The following is a 20,556-nucleotide window of genomic DNA, read 5'->3' as shown; positions in this document are numbered from 1 at the left end:
AAAAAAACGCAGCCTAAGCTGCGTTTTAAAGGTTTATAAATGAAAATAGTCTTATTGATATAACAAATATGCTGCGCGTTGCTGTTTAAAGCGAGCTAGATCTTGTTGCCAGCTTTGTTTGATTTGCAGCTCTGTTTGGCCGGCTTCGATAGCTAAACGCAGCTTATCAGTGCCTGCAAGTTTATCCATAAAGCCTGCACGTTCAAAGAACGTTTGCTCGTTTTGCGTAAAAGTTTTGTAGGCTGTAATAAATAAACTTAAATCTAGTCCTTTGATTGTACTGTCGCGTAAATCAAGACCTTGCACCTCTATCCCTTTAAATTTAGGGTTCATTGATGCTCCCTCAATAGCGCGCGGAGTAAAACTAAACTCCCCTAACGCAATCGGTGAATAACCTATCACTTGAAATGGAAAGTCTGTACCACGGCCAATTGTAATTGGTGTTGCTTCAAAAAAGCATAATGATGGATACAACGCAATTGACTGATCATTTGGTAAATTAGGGCTTGGCTGAACAGGTAAACTATACGTCATATCGCGGCGATAATGCGCCACAGGAACAACCGTCAAGTTTAGTGACGAAGCTTTATTTATCCACCCTTCACCTTTGATCATTTTTGCCAGCTCACCCACTGTCATACCATGTAATACAGGAATTTCATGCATGCCAACGAAAGACTGAAATTTTAAATCTAAAACTGGCCCATCAACATAAGCAATATTCGGGTTTGGCCTATCAAGTACAATAAAATCAATGTTATTCTCAGCAGCAGCTTCCATCATGTAATGCATTGAGCTGATATAAGTGTAAAAACGCACACCAACATCTTGAATATCAAAAATAATCACGTCTAATTCGCTTAATACAGTGGTATCTGGCTTTTTATTACTGCCGTAAATAGACACCACATCAATACCGGTCTTTGTATCCACCGTACTTTTTACATGCGCGCCGGCATCGTGGTCGCCACGAAAACCATGTTCAGGGGCAAATATTTTAGTAACATTCACGCCTTTATCACGCAGTAAGTCGACTATATGGGTGTCATTAACTTGTGAAGTTTGATTAACGACTAAGCCAACTCGTTTGCCCTCAAGTTGTGGTAGGTACTGCTGATATTGTAAAGCGCCAACACTTAAATTTACTTGCGGTGTATCAGTTAAGATTGCATCGTCAGTGCTGTTGTGGGCGCATGCGCTAAAAATTAGGCATTGTAATATAACCAATAATCTAATTAACATTTATAGTTCCACCGCTTTTCGTAAAAAACCATCCGCTTGGGTTAACATTTGCTCAGCTTGGGCGGCATCTTTGCCTGTTAAGATGATTAAAATAGCCAATTTAGCACTTTGTTTTGCTTGGGCAAGCGCATCGACTCCTTGCTGATGAGTGCAATCGGTTGCTTGCATTACGATGCGGATCGCACGAGCATGCAGCTTTTCATTGCTGGCATTCACATCAACCATCAAGTTTTTATATACTTTACCGGTGCGGATCATACTGGCTGTGCTGAGCATATTTAATACTAACTTTTGTGCAGTACCCGATTTCATACGTGTTGAACCAGTTACCGCTTCAGCGCCAACTACCGGGCAAATGCCAATATCAGGTAGTTTCATTACCGCGGAGTTAGGATTACAGGTTACTCCAACGGTGATACATCCTATTGATTTTGCATACTCAATGGCTGCTCGCACATAAGGTGTACGGCCACTAGCGGCAATCCCTACCACGACATCTTTAGCCTGTAGATTAACGGCTTTAAGATCTTCTACGCCTAATTTTAAGCTATCTTCGGCACCTTCAACTGCTTTTTTAAAAGCCGTTTCGCCACCCGCAATTATTCCCATTACTTGTTGATCGCTGACACTGTAAGTTGGCGCGCATTCCACAGCATCTAAAATACCTAAGCGACCACTGGTGCCGGCACCAATATAAATTAAACGACCGCCTTGCTTAAATGCCGTTACAATATGATCGACCGCTTTGGCTATCTCTGGGATCACTAACTTTACAGCAGCGGCAACTTTTTGATCTTCCAAATTTATTTTGGTTAAAATTTCGCGACTATCGAGTAAATCTATATCCAACGTATCTAAGTTTTGTCCTTCTGACACAATCCCGTTCAGCTCTTCTAAAAGTGCACGCTGCTGATTAAAATTAGACTCAGGGCTCATTGTGTAATCCTTGTGTATTCAATTTGTTTAATGCGGTCGCTGGCTAAAATCACCGCACCGGCTAACGAATCCCCTTGACGGGGAGATAAATTCAGTTGTGTATTTTCATTTAATAATGCAATGGTTACGTCCGCTAAACCGCCAATAATTATGACTGGTAACTGGCTCTGACCACGACATTTTTCAATCAATCTCTCGACTTGTCGAACATGCTCACTAAGCACCGTATCGGCTATTATACACTGTGTTTTTAAACTAAAGATTAAAGGGCTAAAACGCGCATAATCTAACGCTTTGGCCTTCATTAACCAACTTGATATTTGTTCTCGCTCACGGCCAACCTGTTCACTCAGCTGTTGCGTTAGCAGGCTTTTAGGTTGCTCAAAGCGATCTATTTCATCTAACAAGCATTGCACAGCACTTAACCCTAGGCGCGCACCACCGCCAAAATCATCAACCGAAAAACCCCAGCCGCCAATTAATTTTGTTTCTCCATCAGCGGATAATCTTGCTGCTACAGCGCCCGTTCCTAACGCTAACATTGCAACTGGCTGACCTAGATTTGCACCATATAATGAGGTGATTGCATCACTTACAATACTCAATTGCGCAAATTTAATATCACAGTCTAGCTGTAAGCTTGCAGTTACTCGCTCAGCCAACACTTTAGACGAGCCGCCCGCAAGTCCCATTACCGCCAAAATTTGGCTATGCTTAGCGCCACTTTGTGCACATACGCTAGTGATCACTTGCTGTAAACTAGTAAGCGCCGTATTAAAATCGTTATAAACTGAGGCTGCACCAGCCTGCGCAGTAAATTCTTCAGCGCTATGTAAATTCACTAATTTCGCCAGCGTTTTGGTGCCCCCGCCATCAATAGCAAGTATATAGTCAATGTTCATGCCTATTGAGCTCCTACAGCTGACTGGCCGCGCTGGGCAAGTTGAGGTTTACCTAAACAACACACTAAAGTCGACAACGCAGTACCAATACATAACTGCCAAGTAAAGCCTAAATAGAAGCGATCTGCTGCTGGCAATAACCAATCAATGATATATGGTTGCATGAATAAAGTGATCATAAAGCCGACAATTAACGCCGCCAATACTGAGCCTTCACTGCCACGTTTAGTAAAGAGTGTTGTAAAATACACGCCCAGTAAACCACTGTACGAAAACACCATGACACTCAGCGCAAACTTAAGAAGCGGCATATCACTGTATTGCTGCCAGAAATAACAAACTATGGCCATTAATGCTAATGATAGGCTCACAACCGCCATGCCAATACGCCCAGCTTTAACAAAATGGTTATCGGCAACTTGCTTATTTTTAGCTGCTAAATAAGGTCGATATAAATCTTGTACAATGACCGACGACATCGAGCTTAAACCGGAGTTTAATGTTGAAATGGCCGCGGCAATGATACCGACGCTAACTAAACCTTTAACACCAGCAGGAGCCTCATTAAGTACGTAGTACATAAAAATAGTGATTTTTTCACCATTAAATTCTTGTACGACTTGCGCACCGTCACTGTTCATTAATGCTGGCTGCTGATAAACGATATAAAGTAATAAACCAATAAAGATAAATACCAACATCACGGGAATAACCATCACGATAGAAAGTAGTAATGCTTTACTGCCTTCTTTGTCACTCTTACACGTCAGTAGACGCTGTGTCATATCTTGATCAAGACCAAAGGCGGCAATGTTAAGTAATACAAAGCCGGTTAATACCGACGCCATATTGAACACCCCACTTGGGCCAAAATCTAAATCAAATTTGAAAATCGCCAGCTTTGAATCAGCACCGGGGGTTGGCTCATTTAAGGTTGCTAAAATAGTTGAAAAATCAGCGGGGATCAGTACCAACAAACACCAGATAACGGCAATCGCAGCACTGACATATACGACACTTTGCAGCACATCAGAATAAATCACACTGCGAATACCACCAAATACGGTATACAACAAACCCGCAAGTGCTAATAACAAAGTCGCTATAATCACACTTTCTGCGGCTATATTACCGTATAAAATCATCGCTACTGCAATCGCGGCCATATATAGACGTGCGCCACTGGCGAACACTCGGCCAAATAAATACATTAAGCCGCTGCGGCGTTTAGCTTTTGGCCCTATGCGCTTTTCAAGCAGTTCATAAACGGTGTACACTTTTTGTTGATAAAACTTAGGGATCAGAAAAATAGAAACAATAAATGCAGCTATGAATGCGCCAATGTTCGTCGCTAAATACGATAAATCACCTTGATAACCCTGATCAGGTCCACCAATAAAAGTGGCAGCAGACTGTGAAGTAGCTAATACCGAAATAGCCACCATCCAGGTCGGCATACTATTACCGCCTAAAAAGAAGTCTTTACTTGAGTTGGCGCGCTTACGGTTAAACCACCAACCACTGAGTAATAAAATTGCTCCGTAGCTTGCGAATACGAGCCAATCTAGCAAGGTGTATTGTGCACTCATTTATTATCCCAATTTCAAACCAATTAATGGAATATATTATTCCATTAAATTAATAAAAAGAAAACAATTTTATTATTTACTTTGTAAAGCCACGCGATCGCGTGGCTGTACACGTACTATTTAATCGCTGGTAACTTCCAAAGCAATTGTTTTTGTTGATATTGTGAGCTAGGCAAGCTCACTAATAATGGTTTTTTCTGTTCATCTAACCAAGCTAACAAGGTATCCATATTCTGCTCAGTCATTGCAGTACAACCGGCAGTTGGTTTATTTTCTGCGCGCCATAAATGCATAAAGATACAACTGCCTGCACCATCAACATTTTGACTATTGTGCTTAACCACTAAGCCTTTTTTGTAAAGGTTATCTTGGCTGTAAATATCACGGCGCATCCACTCAGACGAGTCTTTGACAGCAGCCTCTCCTACCACTGACTTATTAACTAGCTGGTTATAAAATGGCGAACCTTTGACATCAACACAATAGTCGTCAGCAGTCATGCCTTGGTAGGTCATATTGGTTTTTAATGAATCTAAATAACCAAACGCGGTGCCGAGTTCAAAAATACCAGCGGGAGCTTTACCATCGCCTTCTTGTTTTTGTTCGCCCGCTTGAGCTGGGTGTAAACCAATACCCCACGCAAGACCGGTGCGCCCAAGTACCACACTGTGACCTTGGCCTTGTTGTTGCCATTGTCCTGCAACACGCTCAAATCGATACAATTGTGCGGCAATGGCTTGCCAATCATCTGCAACCACCACCACTAACTGTTGGCTTTGCTGTGGGATAACTGCAGCACTTGCAGCTGCTGATGTACTTGCACTATTTGCACTATTTGCACAGCCGCTGAGGGCTGCTGTGGTGATTAATGTTATTATTATTTTTTTCATAACGGCCAAATTCCATCGTTTATCGGTTGTAATGTGTCGATACTTTTAATCCCCAAGCCAGGACCATCACTTAACGTGATCGCTGGGCCATTAAATTCCACACCGCCTTGCACCGGATCATATTGGCCAAGCGCTGGACCGTCTAAGTCTATTTTACTGATCTGCTGGGCTTTTGCAGACGCTAAATGCGCCGCACCTGCAACGGCAATACTGCCTTCTAACATGCAACCGATCATACAATCAGCTTGATACTGTGCAGTAATATTGGCAATTTCAATAGCACGACTTAAGCCACCCGTTTTCATGACTTTGATATTGATAATATCAACAGCATTTTGCTCTAATAATTGAATTACTTGCTTGGGCGAAAAGGCACTTTCGTCAGCCATGATCGGCGTATTTACCCGCTCAGTAATATACTTTAAACCTTTAAAATCATCACTTTTCACTGGCTGTTCAACAAGTTCTAATTCAACATTGTGGCTTTCTAATTGCTGTAAAGCAAACACCGTTTGTTTAGCATTCCAGCCCTGATTTACATCCAAACGAATTTGCGTTTGCTGGCCAAAACCTTGATAAATCGCCTTCACTCGTTCGATATCTTGCTGTAAATCATTGCCAATTTTTACTTTTAAAATATCAAAACCTTGCGCTACAGCCACAGCACAATCACTGAGCATTTTATCAATATTATCAACGCTAATAGTGATATCAGTTCGTAATGTTTGACTACCACCGCCGAGCAATTTATACAGCGGCGCTTGATATAATTTACCCCACAAGTCATAAACAGCCAGCTCGAGTGCGGCTTTAGCGCTGTAATTTGCCACCACACTTGATTGGATCACTTGGCAAATTTGATTGAGGTTTTCGATTTCCATACCAATTAGTTTTGGCGCTATAAATTGTTTAATAACGCTAAGGATACTTTGGTGAGTATCGCCGGTTATTACTGGCGTAGACGCCGCAGCACCATAGCCAATTTCGCCTTTATCGGTTTCAATTAACACCACTAAGTCTTCAATATAGCTCACTTCACGCAGCGCTGTTTTGAACGGCGTAACTAATGGCACTTTAAGTTTGGCAAAACGTATCGCCGTAATCTTCATTTTTAACTCCTAGCGAATACGCTTAATATTATAAGTACGGTCTAAATAGCTCTGAGTTTGCGATAAACGCAGTGGCAATAAAGGCGTTACCGATACCCCATTAAGTGAACTTGAATAAAAACTACCATCAGCCTTGTTATAACCCAACCCTTTAACATCATGGATCACATACGGTTGACCGTCTTGTTCACCTAAGTACATCATTACATGGCCTGGTATATAAATTAAATCGCCCACTTGCATGTTATTAACTACCGCTAATTTATCGCTTTCATTGCTGGTTTTATCAAAACGGTGATTTGTTCCATACTCTCCCTTCCCCTGCTGACCTGAATTACGCGGCATTAATAGACCAAATGATTTATATATTTCGCCAACAAAACCAGTGCAGTCTCGGCCATTATAGTCGTGTCCCCAACCGTAGCGTTCGCCTAAAAATTTAAACCCTTGTTTTATTAAATGCTGTTGGGTGTAAGGTAAATACCCTAAATGCACATCACTGCTGCGACTGATCAAGGCAGGCTTAATAACTAACTGACCTTGTTCCCCGCGGGTTGGCAGTTGCACAACATAATTAGCGTAGGTGTTTTGGCCATTTAATAAATGAGGGGTTTTATCTGCCGGCATTAAAGGCAGACGAACGCCCATGTCCAATTGCACTTGCGATGTAGTGGTATCATTAGGCACGTAAGCGGTATTTACTTTTGCGCCAGTTATCAATAAAAAGTCATCGTTATTTTTAAATTCACGAAGTGTGCTTTTATTCGATATCGCAATATCAGCTTTGGGCGCCCATGCTAGATAGTTATAAGCGCGCACAAGTAACCATTTCTTATCGGCACTTTCATGCAAAATAGCCACTGTATCACCGGGGAACAATCCGCTTTCTTGAAAACGATCTAAGTCATTATCTAAGCCACTATTTAATACTCGGTCCGACGTTGGAAAAGTACGCAGGACTGAGCGCTTTACCACCATGGCATAACTAACTTGATTATTATCTGTCACAGCGTCTAAATTCAAATTGGCTAGATATTTTGCAAAATGCTTATTACTTAATGCCACGCCATTAGGGTAAAAACGCGGGCTTTTTGGTACCGCACTAATACTGAGTATATATGCCTTTAACTGCTCACGAGTTAGCTGAGAGGCAAAATCGAGTGGATCGACAATATGTTCATTGTCAGCAATCAATTGTTTATTAAATGCCGCGATTTGCGCTGCACTCATCAGAGTTTTATCTGTCACTTGGCTTAACCAGTGCTGCGGGGTTAATTGAGATTGAGTGACGCCGATGACATCTGATTGCCACGTGTTATCCGCCGCAATGACGGGTGCCATGGTAATAATACTTGCTAATGAAATACTCAGGGCGATAAATGTATGTCGCATTCGTGGGTTCCCTATTATCAATTTGCTTGGTAAGTCGTGCTGTGTGCTACTTATTATTGCTTTTGCGGTATCAGTAGCTGTTTAAATGCATGCGTAAAATTAGCCTGCATTTTTAAGCCAACCACGGCTAAGTTTTTTTCACTTGCACCTGGCACACTATTTTGTGCCGCTAAGGTAAATTCGCGTCCACCTTGAATAAACGGTAAGTAAACATGAGCCAACATGACAGTTTCTGTGGTTGAGCGTGTTTCGCTTGGACCCCAACCTATTTTTTGCCAAACTCGCCATTGCCCCTGCGTTAACTCGTCTAAAATTTGTTTTGCTGGGCGAGTATCGTCTGGTGCAAGCGCTTGCGCTAAAGAGTCAGTGATCATTTGACTGAGCCCTTGCATCATACCACCCACTTTAGCGGTTTTATCCGTATTGCCGGTGCCATTAAATAGCACATCAATGTCTTGTGCTTGTAGTAAAGGCTGCTGAGTTAAGGGCTCTCGAGTGTGGCTTGCTAAACGTTTTAACCACTCAGCTTGAGCCAAAGTTGTCATGGCTTTATTACCAGTTAAACCACAGCCATCACACCGGTAGTCTAAATAAGCAGGATCATCGGTATTAACAGTAAAATAAGCGATATTGCTAGCAATAACATCACTATCAGTACTTTGCCAACGAATCGTGCTAGGAGTAAAAATCTCTGTAGCATAAGCACCTTTAAACATAATGCGAGAATCATTAAGCTTTAGCCAATTATCTGCAAATAAATTACTTAAATAATCACGCCCAGCAACATTAATAAAGTAGCTCGCTATTGCATTAGAGTTTCCATCAGCGCTGCCAAAATGCTCGTAGCTATTAATACTAGTGATCAAATCAGCAACATTGCTATCACCTATTAGCGCATCTGCACCAAGCTCTGGGTTTATTTGCCGTACTTTTGCAATTGCACCGCTAAAAGCTTGAATTTTAGATGAACTCCATGGCTCATATAAATCATTCTGGGTACCATTTGCTAAATAACGATACGCCAGGTGGTTACCTTGCTGTTGGTAATCAATTACTAACAACTTACCCTGCGATGTCGGAATATCAAAATAGTGCCAATCTGCTGCCACGCGTTGCTGCCATCCTAACTGACTGTAATTAACCTGCGCCGCCGTTTTATAGTGCGATTGCGCAACACGATTACCAACTAAATGCGCCTGCATAGGAATATTTGTTAAATCAGCCGGTAAGACAGGCGCAGCCAACATCACCTGTTGATAGAACTTCTCATGTTGCTCTTGTAACGATGCAACAGTCTCTTGCTGTGGCTGACTCTGACAGCCAAAAAGCCCAGTTACTAAGCTCACACTGAAAACATTCAGCCCCGCTTTTTTCAGTTTCATTACAATCAAAATTAAATTCCTTATGATTTTTATTTTTGGAATATTTTATTGAAAATAACATATTTTCCACAGCAAGCAAATATTTGCATCCGATTAACATCGTAAAACGTAATTGTATTAAATATAAACATTTCGACCTATTTATAAGGAAATGATAATGCGCACTTTTTTAATTCTATCTGGTAGCTTGTTTTGCTCTACCAATGTACTTGCAAACATTGAAGAAATTACCATATACGGACACCGCACGGGACTTATTGGTGAGGCTATTAGTGCATCAAGTGGCGTAATTGGCCAAGGTGAAATAGAAAACCGTCCAATGTTACGTAGCGCAGAAATGCTAGAACTGATCCCAGGTATGGCCGTCACACAGCACAGCGGCTCAGGTAAAGCTAATCAATATTTTATTCGCGGTTTTAATCTCGATCATGGTACTGACTTTGCCACCAGCATTGATGGTATGCCAATTAATATGCGCAGCCATGGGCATGGTCAAGGCTACACCGACCTTAACTTTATTATTCCTGAAACAATTTCGACTATAGATTATCAAAAAGGTGCGTATGGCGCCGCTCAAGGTGACTTTTCGACCGCTGGCAGTGCTGAATTTAATCTAGCTGATAATCCAAAACATCAACAACTTGACTTTACAATTGGCAAAGACAATTACCAACGCGTGATGGCATTAGGCTCAATTGGAATTGCTAACGGGAAAATTATTATTGCCAGTGAGTGGCAAGGTTATGATGGCCCTTGGCAAGATATCAATGAAGATGTAGATAAAAAAAATGCCCTAGTACGCTATGTAGGTAAAGCATGGGATGGCGATTTATCTGTCACGGCAATGGCTTATGACAACAGCTGGAATTCCGCAGATCAAATTCCACAACGGGCTGTAGACCAAGGTATTATCAGTGCGCTAGGTTCACTCGATACGACCGTAGGCGGCAGCTCTAGTCGCTATAGTTTATCGGCAAATTGGCAAGACCAGCACATTAAAGCCAATGCCTATGTGATCAACTACGACATGGACTTGTTTTCTAACTTCTCTTACTTTTTAAATGATCCTATTCATGGCGATCAGTTCCAACAAGTCGATAGCCGGACAATTAGTGGTGGCGCACTGAGTTATCAATTTGCTGATACTCTTGCAGATATGCTAATCCAGCATACAGCTGGTGTGGAATATCGCCGCGATGATATTGATCAAGTTGGTTTATACAATACCAAGCAGCGCCAACGCTTAAGTACTGTGCGTGAAGATGCTGTAGACGAAGCCAGCTACTCAGCCTATTGGCAATCACAAGTAAATTTAAGCCAAGCACTCGAAGCAACATTTGGCGTGCGTTATGATTACTTTGACGCAGATGTTGATAGCAATAACAGTATTAATTCAGGCAGTGCAGATGATGATTTGGTTAGCTTTAAAGCCAGCTTAAATTACCTGTTTAATGACAACCTAGCCGGTTATGCCAACTGGGGGCAGTCGTATCATTCAAATGATGCGCGTGGAGCGACCATTAAACAAGATCCTGTGACACTTGAGTCTGCTGATAAGGTTGATTTACTGGTGCAAAGCAATGGCGCAGAGCTGGGTTTACGCTACTTTGATCAACAACGGTTTAATTTATCAGCGGCATTATGGTGGCTAAGCTTAGATTCTGAATTATTATTTGTGGGTGATGCGGGTAACACTGAAGCCAGTGATGCATCAAAACGTTACGGTTTAGAGCTCAGTGCGTATTATTGGCTTAATGATGCCTTGAGTTTAGACGCCGAGGCCTCATTTACACATTCACGCTTAGATATCGATTCAAATGACGATCGAATTGAAGGCGCAGTGCCTGTGGTTGCCAGTACTGGCATTAATTGGCATATTACCCAGCAGTGGCAGTCTTCACTGCGCGTACGCCACATTGGCAAACGTATACTCAGTAGTGATGGCGATAAACGCTCAGAGCCGCTTACAGTCGTAAATGGTTTAGTAAGTTATCAACAAACGCATTGGAAAGTGAGCCTTGAGCTATTAAATATATTTGATAGTACGGATCACGATATTGACTACTTTTACACGTCACGCTTAGCTGGCGAACCTATTGAAGGCGTTGAAGATCATCACTTCCACCCGATTGAGCCGCGTACCCTGCGCCTAAACTTCAGCCTGTTATTTTAGTTTGGTTATTGTTACTAATAATTGAGCTAAACACTTTGCTGATCCGGTTTATACTTTAAGGTATGAAGCGGATCAGCAAGGCTGCATTTTAAATTAACTCACTTAGCACTACTAAATAGCCATAGTGCACTTGTATATAAGCATTAAATAATCACCAGTTAGCCTTTAAAACTCTGCCATGGTCCTGTGATCGCTAATGTTTTTGTTGGTGAATACACATTAACAAATAAGGTGTTGCCATCAGCAGAAAAACAAGCTCCCGCCAACTCGGTTTGCGCTGTTAAGCGGGCAAAATTATATACATCACCACTAGGTGTTACGCCACGTAAATGGTTATCAACCACGTCGGTATACTGATCTTCACAAACGATCAAGTGCCCGTTAGGTGCAACAGTGAGATTATCACCAAAGTTAAATAACGACTTATCTGTGCTTTCTACAAATAGTTGAACGTGTCCTGGAGCTAGATGTTCTTTATCTGTTCCTTCAAATGCTGATGGTTGATACTTCATCACTTGACCAAGCTGCTTTTGACCACCATTAGTGCAACAAAAATAAAGTTCTTTTTCACCCCAATGTATCCCTTCACCACGAGCGAAAAGTGCAGCGCCTTGTTTGTGACCGCGTATTCTTAAATCGTCTTTTGGACTTTCAGGTTGCGCCAAATCAACCCATTCAACGGCCATATTGTGTTGTAAAGGCATGACCCCTGTAACCCAATTACGAGTATCAAACTGTGGCTGTGCTTTAATCATCATAGCTTGAAGTTTACCGCCTTTACTCAACTTACCGTATTCATTAGGAATAAAACGATAAAATAAACTATCGCCTTTATCTTCTGTCAGATAAACAATACCGGTTGTTGGATCAACAGCAGCTGCTTCGTGGTTAAACCGCCCCATTGCCTTGAGAGGCTCAGGGTTTACTAGTCCTTTAGCGTTGGCTGGTATCTCAAAAATATAGCCGTGATCTTTATTAAAGCCATCCGCTTTAGTCAGAACAGTCTCTTCGCAAGTAAGCCAACTACCCCATGGGGTAATACCACCTGCACAATTGCGGATCGTGCCAGTGAGTGACAAATATTCTTGCTCTTTTTTACCGGTTTTTAAATTATAAATAATATGACTTGTGCCTCCTGGCAAAGCAACACCTTGCGCAGTAGTGTCATAAGCAAATGACGTTTTATGCGTTTGTAAGCTAACATCTGCTTTTGCTAAATCAGTTGGTTTTAATTCATGGTTTCTGACTAATGCAACCCGCTCATCATCAAGGGCAATACAGCCCATACCATCGGCTTTATCTGGCACTGTAAAGCCATCATCCATTTTATCACCCAGTTTTGATAGAACTTGATAGCTAAACCCTGCTGGTAAATCGAGTAACTTGTTAGGATCAGTCACTAACGGACCATAGGCACTTAAATGCTCACTCACGTCAAGAAATGGTACTTTGCCAAAAGTACTACGAGAAAGCCCCATAAAAGCGAGTGTACTGGCACTAATAATAAATTGTCTTCTAGAGATCATCGTAAAACTCATAATGAGATAAAATAACAGGCATATAATAAATGAAATTATCCTATAAAAACGGCCTCCATAAAAAGTTCATACAATTGTCATATCTCAAAGCAAACCTCATTGACACTTGATCTATTAAATTTCAGGCATAAAAAAACCGACTCTCGTCGGTTATCTTCTATTAACTTTAATAGTAATAGAAAGTGGTGAGCGCAGGACGTATCTTCAAAGAGTGAACCTCTGACCGATCGGTTGGTGGTTTATACTTTTAAGTATGAGGCAAATTTCAGGCATAAAAAAACCGACTCTCGTCGGTTATCTTCTATTAACTTTAATAGTAATAGAAAGTGGTGGGCGCAGGACGTATCTTCAAAGAGTGAACCTCCGACCGCTCGGTTGGTGGTATCAACTTTAAAAAGCGCGGGATAAACCCGAGCCTACAGCAAATTTCAGGCATAAAAAAACCGACGCTCGTCGGTTATCTTCTATTAACTTTAATAGTAATAGAAAGTGGTGAGCGCAGGACGTATCTTCAAAGAGTGAACCTCTGACCGATCGGTTGGTGGTTTTATACTTTTAAGTATGAGGCAAATTTCAGACATAAAAAAACCGACTCTCGTCGGTTACCTTTAAATAGAAAGTGGTGGGCGCAGGAGGATTCGAACCTCCGACCGCTCGGTTCGTAGCCGAGTACTCTATCCAGCTGAGCTATGCGCCCACATTCTATTTTGATTTTAAAGTCTTACTTTGACTGACGCATTAAGCTAATTAATAACAAAGCTTATTACGAATTTTAAAAATAAAAAAACCGACCATGTGTCGGGCTCTTTATAAATTAACACTAATAGAAAGTGGTGGGCGCAGGAGGATTCGAACCTCCGACCGCTCGGTTCGTAGCCGAGTACTCTATCCAGCTGAGCTATGCGCCCACATTCTATTTTGATTTTAATGTCTTCTCTGACATATTAGTATGCAATAACTAATATAACTCTCAGTAGTAAATAAAAAGTGGTGGGCGCAGGAGGATTCGAACCTCCGACCGCTCGGTTCGTAGCCGAGTACTCTATCCAGCTGAGCTATGCGCCCACTTTTTTATACTCTAATTCGAGTTTCTTACTAATAAGTAAATGATGGTGGGCGCAGGACGTATCTTCAAAGAGTGAACCTCCGACCGCTTGGTTTACTAAACCAATCACTTTTACTTGCTTATTTAAACTCTAAGCAGAGTGTGTAAAGGATGGTGGGCGCAGGAGGATTCGAACCTCCGACCGCTCGGTTCGTAGCCGAGTACTCTATCCAGCTGAGCTATGCGCCCATTCTTTACTTTACAAGATAACCATTTATAAAATAAATGGCGGAGAAGGAGGGATTCGAACCCTCGATAGAGCTACAAACCCTATACTCCCTTAGCAGGGGAGCGCCTTCGGCCACTCGGCCACCTCTCCGTCTTGTGGGGCGTATAATAAAGATTTCAGAAAATATGTCAAACACTTTTCTTGTTTAAAGTAACTGTATGGTTAGAGAACACCCATAACAGCCAAAAAAGAGTCAACTTTGTTTAATCGTTAATCAAATTAAGAGGTTTTAATATCAGCGGATACACCGAGAACAGGCACTAATTCGTCAGTTAATTGTTCGAGATATTGATCTTGGTAGCCTAATTGCTGAAATTCAGCAATACATGCTCGATAATAGGTTTCTCGTTGTAATTCAATACTGAGTACTTCAGAGGGTGAATCAGGTTTATTATCTTTCATATAAAATCCGTTTATATAAGTCCTTTAGATTGACGTGAGTTTAAAAAACCATGCTTTATGCTGTTTTTTCAGTCAATAGTTTAGCTAAATTTAGAAATAATGCTTGTTCATTTTGATGATTTTATATAATTAATTTTTATTTTCACATAATTCAATACGTTAAAATTAAAATTTTATTATTGCCAGTATAATTTCCATTGACGGGACCCGCTACAGACACAAAAACGCCGCTATTAAAGCGGCGTTTATAATATCAACTTAATCTAACATAGCATTAGTCAGCTTGTGGGCGCATATGCGGGAACAAGATAACATCTTTAATTGTTGATGAGTCAGTAAATAGCATCACTAAACGGTCGATACCAATCCCCTCACCTGCCGTAGGCGGAAGGCCATACTCTAGCGCGCGAATGTAATCTTCGTCGTAGTGCATTGCTTCATCATCGCCGGCGTCTTTTTCTTCCACTTGGCGAGTAAAGCGCTCAGCTTGATCTTGTGCATCATTAAGCTCAGAGAAACCATTTGCAAGCTCACGGCCACCAACAAAGAATTCAAAACGGTCAGTAACAAATGGGTTTTCATCGTTACGACGAGCAAGTGGTGATACTTCCCACGGGTAACCGGTGATGAAAGTCGGTTGAATAAGCATGTGCTCTGCTGTTTCTTCAAAGATTTCACATAAGAACTTACCTGGGCCCCAAACACAATTTTCAGGAATTTTAACGTGCACTTGCTTTGCGTACGCTTTTAATTCGTCAAAGTGATTTTCTGGATCATTGAATACTGCAGCATCAAACTCAGGATTATATTTTAAAATCGCATCCGCCATACTTAAACGGGTAAACGGTTGGCCAAAGTCATACTCTACTGAGTCAACCACTTCGCCGTTCTCGTTTTTAGTCGTATTAACAACGATTGGGCTGCCCAATACGTTAGTTGCAACAGTACGCAACATGTCTTCGGTGATGTTCATCAGGTCGATGTAATCAGCGTAGGCTTGGTAGAATTCGATCATAGTGAATTCTGGGTTGTGACGCGTTGATAACCCTTCGTTACGGAAGTTACGGTTAATTTCAAATACGCGGTCAAAACCACCTACCACTAAACGTTTTAAGTAAAGCTCTGGTGCAATACGTAAGTACATATCGATATCAAGGGCATTGTGATGAGTCACGAATGGACGCGCAGATGCACCACCAGGGATAACCTGTAGCATTGGCGTTTCAACTTCCATAAAGTCACGATCTGCTAAGAAGCGACGAATACCTTCAACTACTTGTGAACGAATACGGAACGTTTCACGGGTTGCTTCATTAGTGATCAAATCAACATAACGTTGGCGATATTTAGTTTCTTGATCAGATAAGCCATGGAATTTTTCAGGAAGTGGACGTAGTGACTTAGTCAGTAATTGATACTCTGTCATTTCTACGTATAAATCGCCTTTACCTGATTTATTAAGCGCGCCTTTAACACCAATGATATCGCCAGTGTCTAATTGACCGTATTTTTCTTTCAGATCTTTTTGGACATCTTTTGATGCATACGCTTGCACACGACCTTTCATGTCTTGAATTACAAAGAATGGTCCGCGTTTAGCTAGGATACGACCCGCGATAGACACAACATGGTTAAGCTCTACTAATTCTTCTTTACTCTTATCACCAAACTCGGCCTGTAAGTCTGCCGTGTAATGCTCACGACGGAATTGATTTGGATGACCGTTAGCAGGGCAATTGGCGCGAATAGCGTCTAATTTGCCACGACGCTCAGCGATTAACTTATTTTCGTCTTGGATTTGATCAGTCATTTTTTAGCTCTTTTTTAGCTTGGTGGTTATAGGCCAGATTTTAAGCTGGCTTCAATAAATTTATCTAAATTGCCGTCAAGTACCGATTGGGTATTACGGTTTTCAACGCCGGTACGTAAATCTTTAATGCGCGCATCATCAAGTACGTATGAACGTATTTGACTGCCCCAGCCGATGTCAGATTTGGCATCTTCTTGGGTTTGCTTTTCAGCATTTTGCTGCTGTAGCTCAAGCTCAAATAACTTCGCTTTTAACTGCTTCATCGCTTGTGCTTTATTTTTATGTTGAGAGCGTTCGTTCTGACACTGCACTACCGTATTTGTCGGTACGTGGGTAATACGTACCGCAGATTCTGTGGTATTTACGTGCTGACCACCCGCGCCTGATGCACGGTATACGTCGATACGTAAATCAGCCGGATTAATATCAATCTCAATATTATCGTCAACTTCTGGATAAACAAATGCAGAAGCAAACGAGGTATGACGACGGCCACTTGAATCAAATGGGCTTTTACGTACTAAACGATGAACCCCAGTTTCTGTACGTAACCAGCCATACGCGTATTCACCAACAAAGCGCACGGTTGCGCCTTTAATACCGGCAACATCACCGTCAGTGGCCTCTACCAGTTCAACTTTAAAGCCTTTGGCTTCACCCCAGCGTAAATACATGCGTAATAACATGTTACACCAGTCTTGAGCTTCTGTACCGCCTGAGCCTGATTGTAAATCAAGGTAAGCATCATTTGCGTCATGTGCGCCAGAGAACATGCGACGAAATTCTAAACCTTCAAGCTGTTCGTTGAGGTCTGTCAGTTCGCTTTGTGCTTCATTGAAGGTCTCTTCATCTTCTGCTTCAACTGCAAGTTCAAGCAACCCTTCAACATCGTCAGTACCAGTTACTAGATTATCGATAGTTTCAACAACCGCTTCTAATGCTGACTTTTCACGACCTAGTGCTTGTGCTCGCTCGGGCTCATTCCATACGGCTGAATCTTCAAGTTCGGCGTTAACTTCTTCTAAACGTTCTTGTTTAAGAGCGTAGTCAAAGGTACCCCCGAAGCAGTTCAGTACGTTCGCGAATTTCCTTGATTTGATTAATCACAGGATTCACTTCAAACATGTACATTACTCCAAAATGGCTGGTTTACGCGGCTAATCGCCAGGTAAAATTATGCTAATAATTATTTAAATTTCGCTTTAAATAATAAAACGCCCGATTTTAACAAAAAACCGTGCGTTTTATTAGTACTTTATGCATCGATAATAGATATTTTTTAAGCTACTTTTTGCAGCTCACGGACAATTAACTGTAATGAAAATTTACCTCTAAACTCATTGATATCGAGCTGATAGGCCAATTTCACCAAGCGCGCTTCAGTATCAGGCCACTCGCGCACATCAATACCGAAGGCAATAGCATCAACCAAACGCCCTGAACGGTGTTTTAATACCAGCTTTAAGTGCTTTTCACCAACAATGCGCTGCTGTACGAGTTCAAAAGTGTGTTCAAACACGGGTTCTGGAAATTGCTGCCCCCATGGCCCTGCTTGTTTGAGTACATTTGCAAACTCCATGCTAAAGCAGTCATCAGCAAGCTCGCCATCGGTTAAGATAATACAGCGTTTATGCTCTTCACTTAACTGCCCACTTACCGCCTGCTCAAACTCACGTTTAAACTCACTAAAGTGCTGCTCATTAATGCTCAGACCGGCCGCCATAGCATGACCACCAAATTTACTGATCAAATGTGGATGCAAGGTATTTAAGCGCTCAAGCAAGTCACGCATGTGCAAGCCTTCAATCGAGCGGCAAGAGCCCTTTATTTCACCGTTGTCGCCACCAGCAAAAATTACTGTTGGGCGGTGGTATTTCTCTTTTAAACGTCCCGCTAAAATACCGATCACACCTTGATGCCAGTCTTCTTGATATAAACAGATAGCATCAGGTGTTTGTTCATCGCTAAAAGCAAGCTTATCTAGCACGGCTTGTGCTTCAAGTTGCATGCCCTGCTCTATCTCTCGACGCTCATGGTTTAAACTATCCAGCTCAGCGGCTATGCGTCGCGCTTGATTGATATCAGTAGCAAGTAAGCAAGCTATGCCTAAACTCATATCATCTAAACGCCCAGCGGCATTTAAGCGTGGTGCAAGCGAAAAACCAAAATCACTGGCGCTTAAACGCGCTGCGTTACGATTAGCGACCTCAATCAGCGCTGTAATACCTGGGCGTGTTTTGCCGCTACGAATTCGCGCTAGACCTTGGTGAACTAAGGTGCGATTATTGGCATCCAGTGCCACCACATCAGCAACCGTACCTAGCGCTACAATATCAAGCAGATCGGCTAAGTTAGGCGGTGGTTGCTGCGCAAAATGACCAACATCACGCAATGCACTTCTAAGCGCAATCAATAAATAAAATGCAACCCCGACTCCTGCGATTGATTTTGATGGAAACTCACAATCATGGCGATTAGGGTTAACGATAGCGTCAGCATTGGGTAGTTGTTCGCCTTGCAAGTGGTGATCGGTAACCAGCACTTTAATACCCGCGGCTTTTACAATTGCGATGCCAGCAATACAGGAAATACCATTATCAACAGTGATCACTAGATCTGGTGCCATAGTGACTATTTGCTCGGCCAACGCGGGACTTAAACCATAGCCTAAGCTGAATCTGTCTGGCACTAAATAGTCTAAATGAGCAAAACCAAACATCGCTAAGCCTTGCATTAAGGTAGCGGTGCTGGTTGCGCCATCGGCATCAAAATCACCCACGATCAGCACTTTACTTTGCGCTCGCAGAGCATGTTGAAGTAAAGCGGTGGCTTTATCTATGTCTTTAAATAATTTGAAGTCATGTAAAGTGGCTGCGCTATTATTTAGCTCATCGGCATGATTAACTTGGCGGCTGGCATAAATTTGTTTAATAACAGGGTGCAAATAACTTGGCAGGTGTGAATCATCATGATGATCACGAGCAACAATTAATTTTTTCATGCAGGCGCGGTACTTTTAGATTAAGGAATAAAGACAAAAAAAGGCCTTAACGGCCTTTTTATAAAAAGCATAATACTATGACGATTTATTAGCGTCCAACGCAGCAGCTAATGCGGCCGCAGGCTGATAACCTGGGATCATCGTACCATCTTCTAAAATAATTGCTGGTGTACCGCTAATACCAAAACTTTGACCAAGCTGATAATGTTCTGCAACTGGGGCATGACAACCGGCCATTACTTTTGTATCAGCGCCCGATTTTGCTGCTGTCATTGCTTCTTGTTGATCTTTAGCACACCAAACATTCATTAGATCTGCATAGCCTGAGCCTTGTAAACCACCACGTGGAAACGCTAAATACTTAACGGTAATACCCGCATCAAGTAAATCATCAAGCTCGCGGTGTAACTTACGGCAATAACCACAGCTAATATCAGTAAACACAGTTATGCTATGTTTCTCATTTTTAGCTTTGTAAACAATCATTGAGTCTTCGTATTGCGCTAGGCCTTCTTTACGAACGCCATTAAGCGCTTGCTCGGTTAGATTGTTACGGTTATTTAAATCAATCAAGGTGCCTTGCATTAAGTATTGACCATCTGCGCTTGCATACAGCACGCCTTTATCAGTGATCAACTCTTTTAAACCGGCCACTGGGCTTGGGCTAATTTGCTTAACAGTAACACCTAGCTCTGCAAACTTAGTCACGATTGGATCGTTGGCATCAGGAATGGCTGCAACGCCATTGGCAAACGCACTTATACTGGTGCCTAATATCGCACCGGCTAATACTAACTTTTTCATAATGTTCTCTTATATCCTGATAATTCTTAACTACTCAGACCGCCGAAGTACG

General features: G+C 41.9%; 15 protein-coding genes and 5 tRNA genes. 1 reads left to right on the top strand and 19 read right to left on the bottom strand.

The window, feature by feature from the left end; genetic code table 11:
- Window positions 1-51 precede the first annotated feature (51 nt).
- The 8 genes from H5183_RS05725 to H5183_RS05690 all read right to left on the bottom strand — a co-directional run bounded on the left by H5183_RS05725 (window position 52) and on the right by H5183_RS05690 (window position 9,451).
- Entirely contained in the window at window positions 52-1,242 is a 1,191-nt protein-coding gene (locus H5183_RS05725) for an exo-beta-N-acetylmuramidase NamZ domain-containing protein (RefSeq protein WP_182731158.1), read from the bottom strand.
- Window positions 1,243-2,178, bottom strand: coding sequence for an N-acetylmuramic acid 6-phosphate etherase (gene murQ / locus H5183_RS05720; protein WP_145240861.1), 936 nt, complete (start codon window positions 2,176-2,178; stop codon window positions 1,243-1,245).
- A complete protein-coding gene (locus H5183_RS05715) occupies window positions 2,175-3,080 on the bottom strand; it encodes a BadF/BadG/BcrA/BcrD ATPase family protein (protein ID WP_145240859.1) in 906 nt (301 codons plus the stop codon). The genes murQ and H5183_RS05715 overlap by 4 nt, the downstream gene beginning before the upstream one ends.
- A gap of 2 nt (window positions 3,081-3,082) precedes the next feature.
- Window positions 3,083-4,669, bottom strand: coding sequence for a sodium:solute symporter (locus H5183_RS05710; protein ID WP_182718009.1), 1,587 nt, complete (start codon window positions 4,667-4,669; stop codon window positions 3,083-3,085).
- 116 nt (window positions 4,670-4,785) lie between these two features.
- On the bottom strand, window positions 4,786-5,559 hold the full coding sequence (locus tag H5183_RS05705) for a L,D-transpeptidase (protein WP_182731157.1): 774 nt from the start codon (window positions 5,557-5,559) through the stop codon (window positions 4,786-4,788).
- On the bottom strand, window positions 5,556-6,668 hold the full coding sequence (locus H5183_RS05700; protein ID WP_145240853.1) for a dipeptide epimerase: 1,113 nt from the start codon (window positions 6,666-6,668) through the stop codon (window positions 5,556-5,558). Before H5183_RS05700 ends, H5183_RS05705 begins: the two co-directional genes overlap by 4 nt.
- A gap of 9 nt (window positions 6,669-6,677) precedes the next feature.
- Window positions 6,678-8,060, bottom strand: a complete 1,383-nt coding sequence (locus tag H5183_RS05695; protein WP_182731156.1) for an NlpC/P60 family protein — start codon at window positions 8,058-8,060, stop codon at window positions 6,678-6,680.
- A 53-nt stretch (window positions 8,061-8,113) separates the two neighbouring features.
- Window positions 8,114-9,451 carry a hypothetical protein gene (locus H5183_RS05690; protein ID WP_182731155.1) on the bottom strand — a complete coding sequence of 446 codons (1,338 nt, stop codon included), beginning with the start codon at window positions 9,449-9,451 and terminating at the stop codon, window positions 8,114-8,116.
- 148 nt (window positions 9,452-9,599) lie between these two features.
- Between H5183_RS05690 and H5183_RS05685 the strand changes: the two genes are divergently transcribed.
- Window positions 9,600-11,615: a TonB-dependent receptor gene (locus tag H5183_RS05685; RefSeq protein WP_182731154.1), complete on the top strand. Its 2,016-nt coding sequence runs from the start codon at window positions 9,600-9,602 to the stop codon at window positions 11,613-11,615.
- Window positions 11,616-11,773: 158 nt separating this feature from the next.
- On the opposite strand, the gene H5183_RS05680 is transcribed toward H5183_RS05685, so the two are convergent.
- The 11 genes from H5183_RS05680 to dsbC form a co-directional block, all read right to left on the bottom strand.
- Entirely contained in the window at window positions 11,774-13,141 is a 1,368-nt protein-coding gene (locus H5183_RS05680) for an alkaline phosphatase PhoX (protein ID WP_182731153.1), read from the bottom strand.
- Window positions 13,142-13,773: 632 nt separating this feature from the next.
- A tRNA-Arg gene (locus tag H5183_RS05675) sits at window positions 13,774-13,850 on the bottom strand.
- Between the two features lie 134 nt (window positions 13,851-13,984).
- Window positions 13,985-14,061: transfer RNA gene (locus H5183_RS05670), tRNA-Arg, on the bottom strand.
- Window positions 14,062-14,141: 80 nt separating this feature from the next.
- Window positions 14,142-14,218: transfer RNA gene (locus tag H5183_RS05665), tRNA-Arg, on the bottom strand.
- Window positions 14,219-14,370: 152 nt separating this feature from the next.
- Window positions 14,371-14,447: transfer RNA gene (locus H5183_RS05660), tRNA-Arg, on the bottom strand.
- A gap of 37 nt (window positions 14,448-14,484) precedes the next feature.
- Window positions 14,485-14,577: transfer RNA gene (locus H5183_RS05655), tRNA-Ser, on the bottom strand.
- 129 nt (window positions 14,578-14,706) lie between these two features.
- On the bottom strand, window positions 14,707-14,889 hold the full coding sequence (locus H5183_RS05650) for a hypothetical protein (RefSeq protein ID WP_145240843.1): 183 nt from the start codon (window positions 14,887-14,889) through the stop codon (window positions 14,707-14,709).
- Window positions 14,890-15,163: 274 nt separating this feature from the next.
- A complete protein-coding gene (gene lysS, locus H5183_RS05645; protein ID WP_182718004.1) occupies window positions 15,164-16,699 on the bottom strand; it encodes a lysine--tRNA ligase in 1,536 nt (511 codons plus the stop codon).
- A gap of 26 nt (window positions 16,700-16,725) precedes the next feature.
- A protein-coding gene (prfB, locus tag H5183_RS05640; protein WP_145240838.1) for a peptide chain release factor 2 occupies window positions 16,726-17,824 on the bottom strand; the annotation gives its coding sequence in 2 pieces (ribosomal slippage) (window positions 16,726-17,748 and window positions 17,750-17,824; 1,098 coding nt in all).
- A 154-nt stretch (window positions 17,825-17,978) separates the two neighbouring features.
- The gene (gene recJ / locus H5183_RS05635; protein WP_182731152.1) at window positions 17,979-19,700 is read right to left on the bottom strand and encodes a single-stranded-DNA-specific exonuclease RecJ; all 1,722 of its coding nucleotides are present in this window, start codon (window positions 19,698-19,700) and stop codon (window positions 17,979-17,981) included.
- 75 nt (window positions 19,701-19,775) lie between these two features.
- Entirely contained in the window at window positions 19,776-20,504 is a 729-nt protein-coding gene (gene dsbC, locus H5183_RS05630; RefSeq protein ID WP_182731151.1) for a bifunctional protein-disulfide isomerase/oxidoreductase DsbC, read from the bottom strand.
- Window positions 20,505-20,556 lie beyond the last annotated feature (52 nt).

It is taken from the genome of Pseudoalteromonas sp. SR44-8, assembly GCF_014163635.1.
GTDB classification, from domain to species: domain Bacteria; phylum Pseudomonadota; class Gammaproteobacteria; order Enterobacterales; family Alteromonadaceae; genus Pseudoalteromonas; species Pseudoalteromonas rhizosphaerae.
Note: the sequence above shows the minus strand (reverse complement) of the source record. Positions and strands in the feature narration are given on the sequence as shown.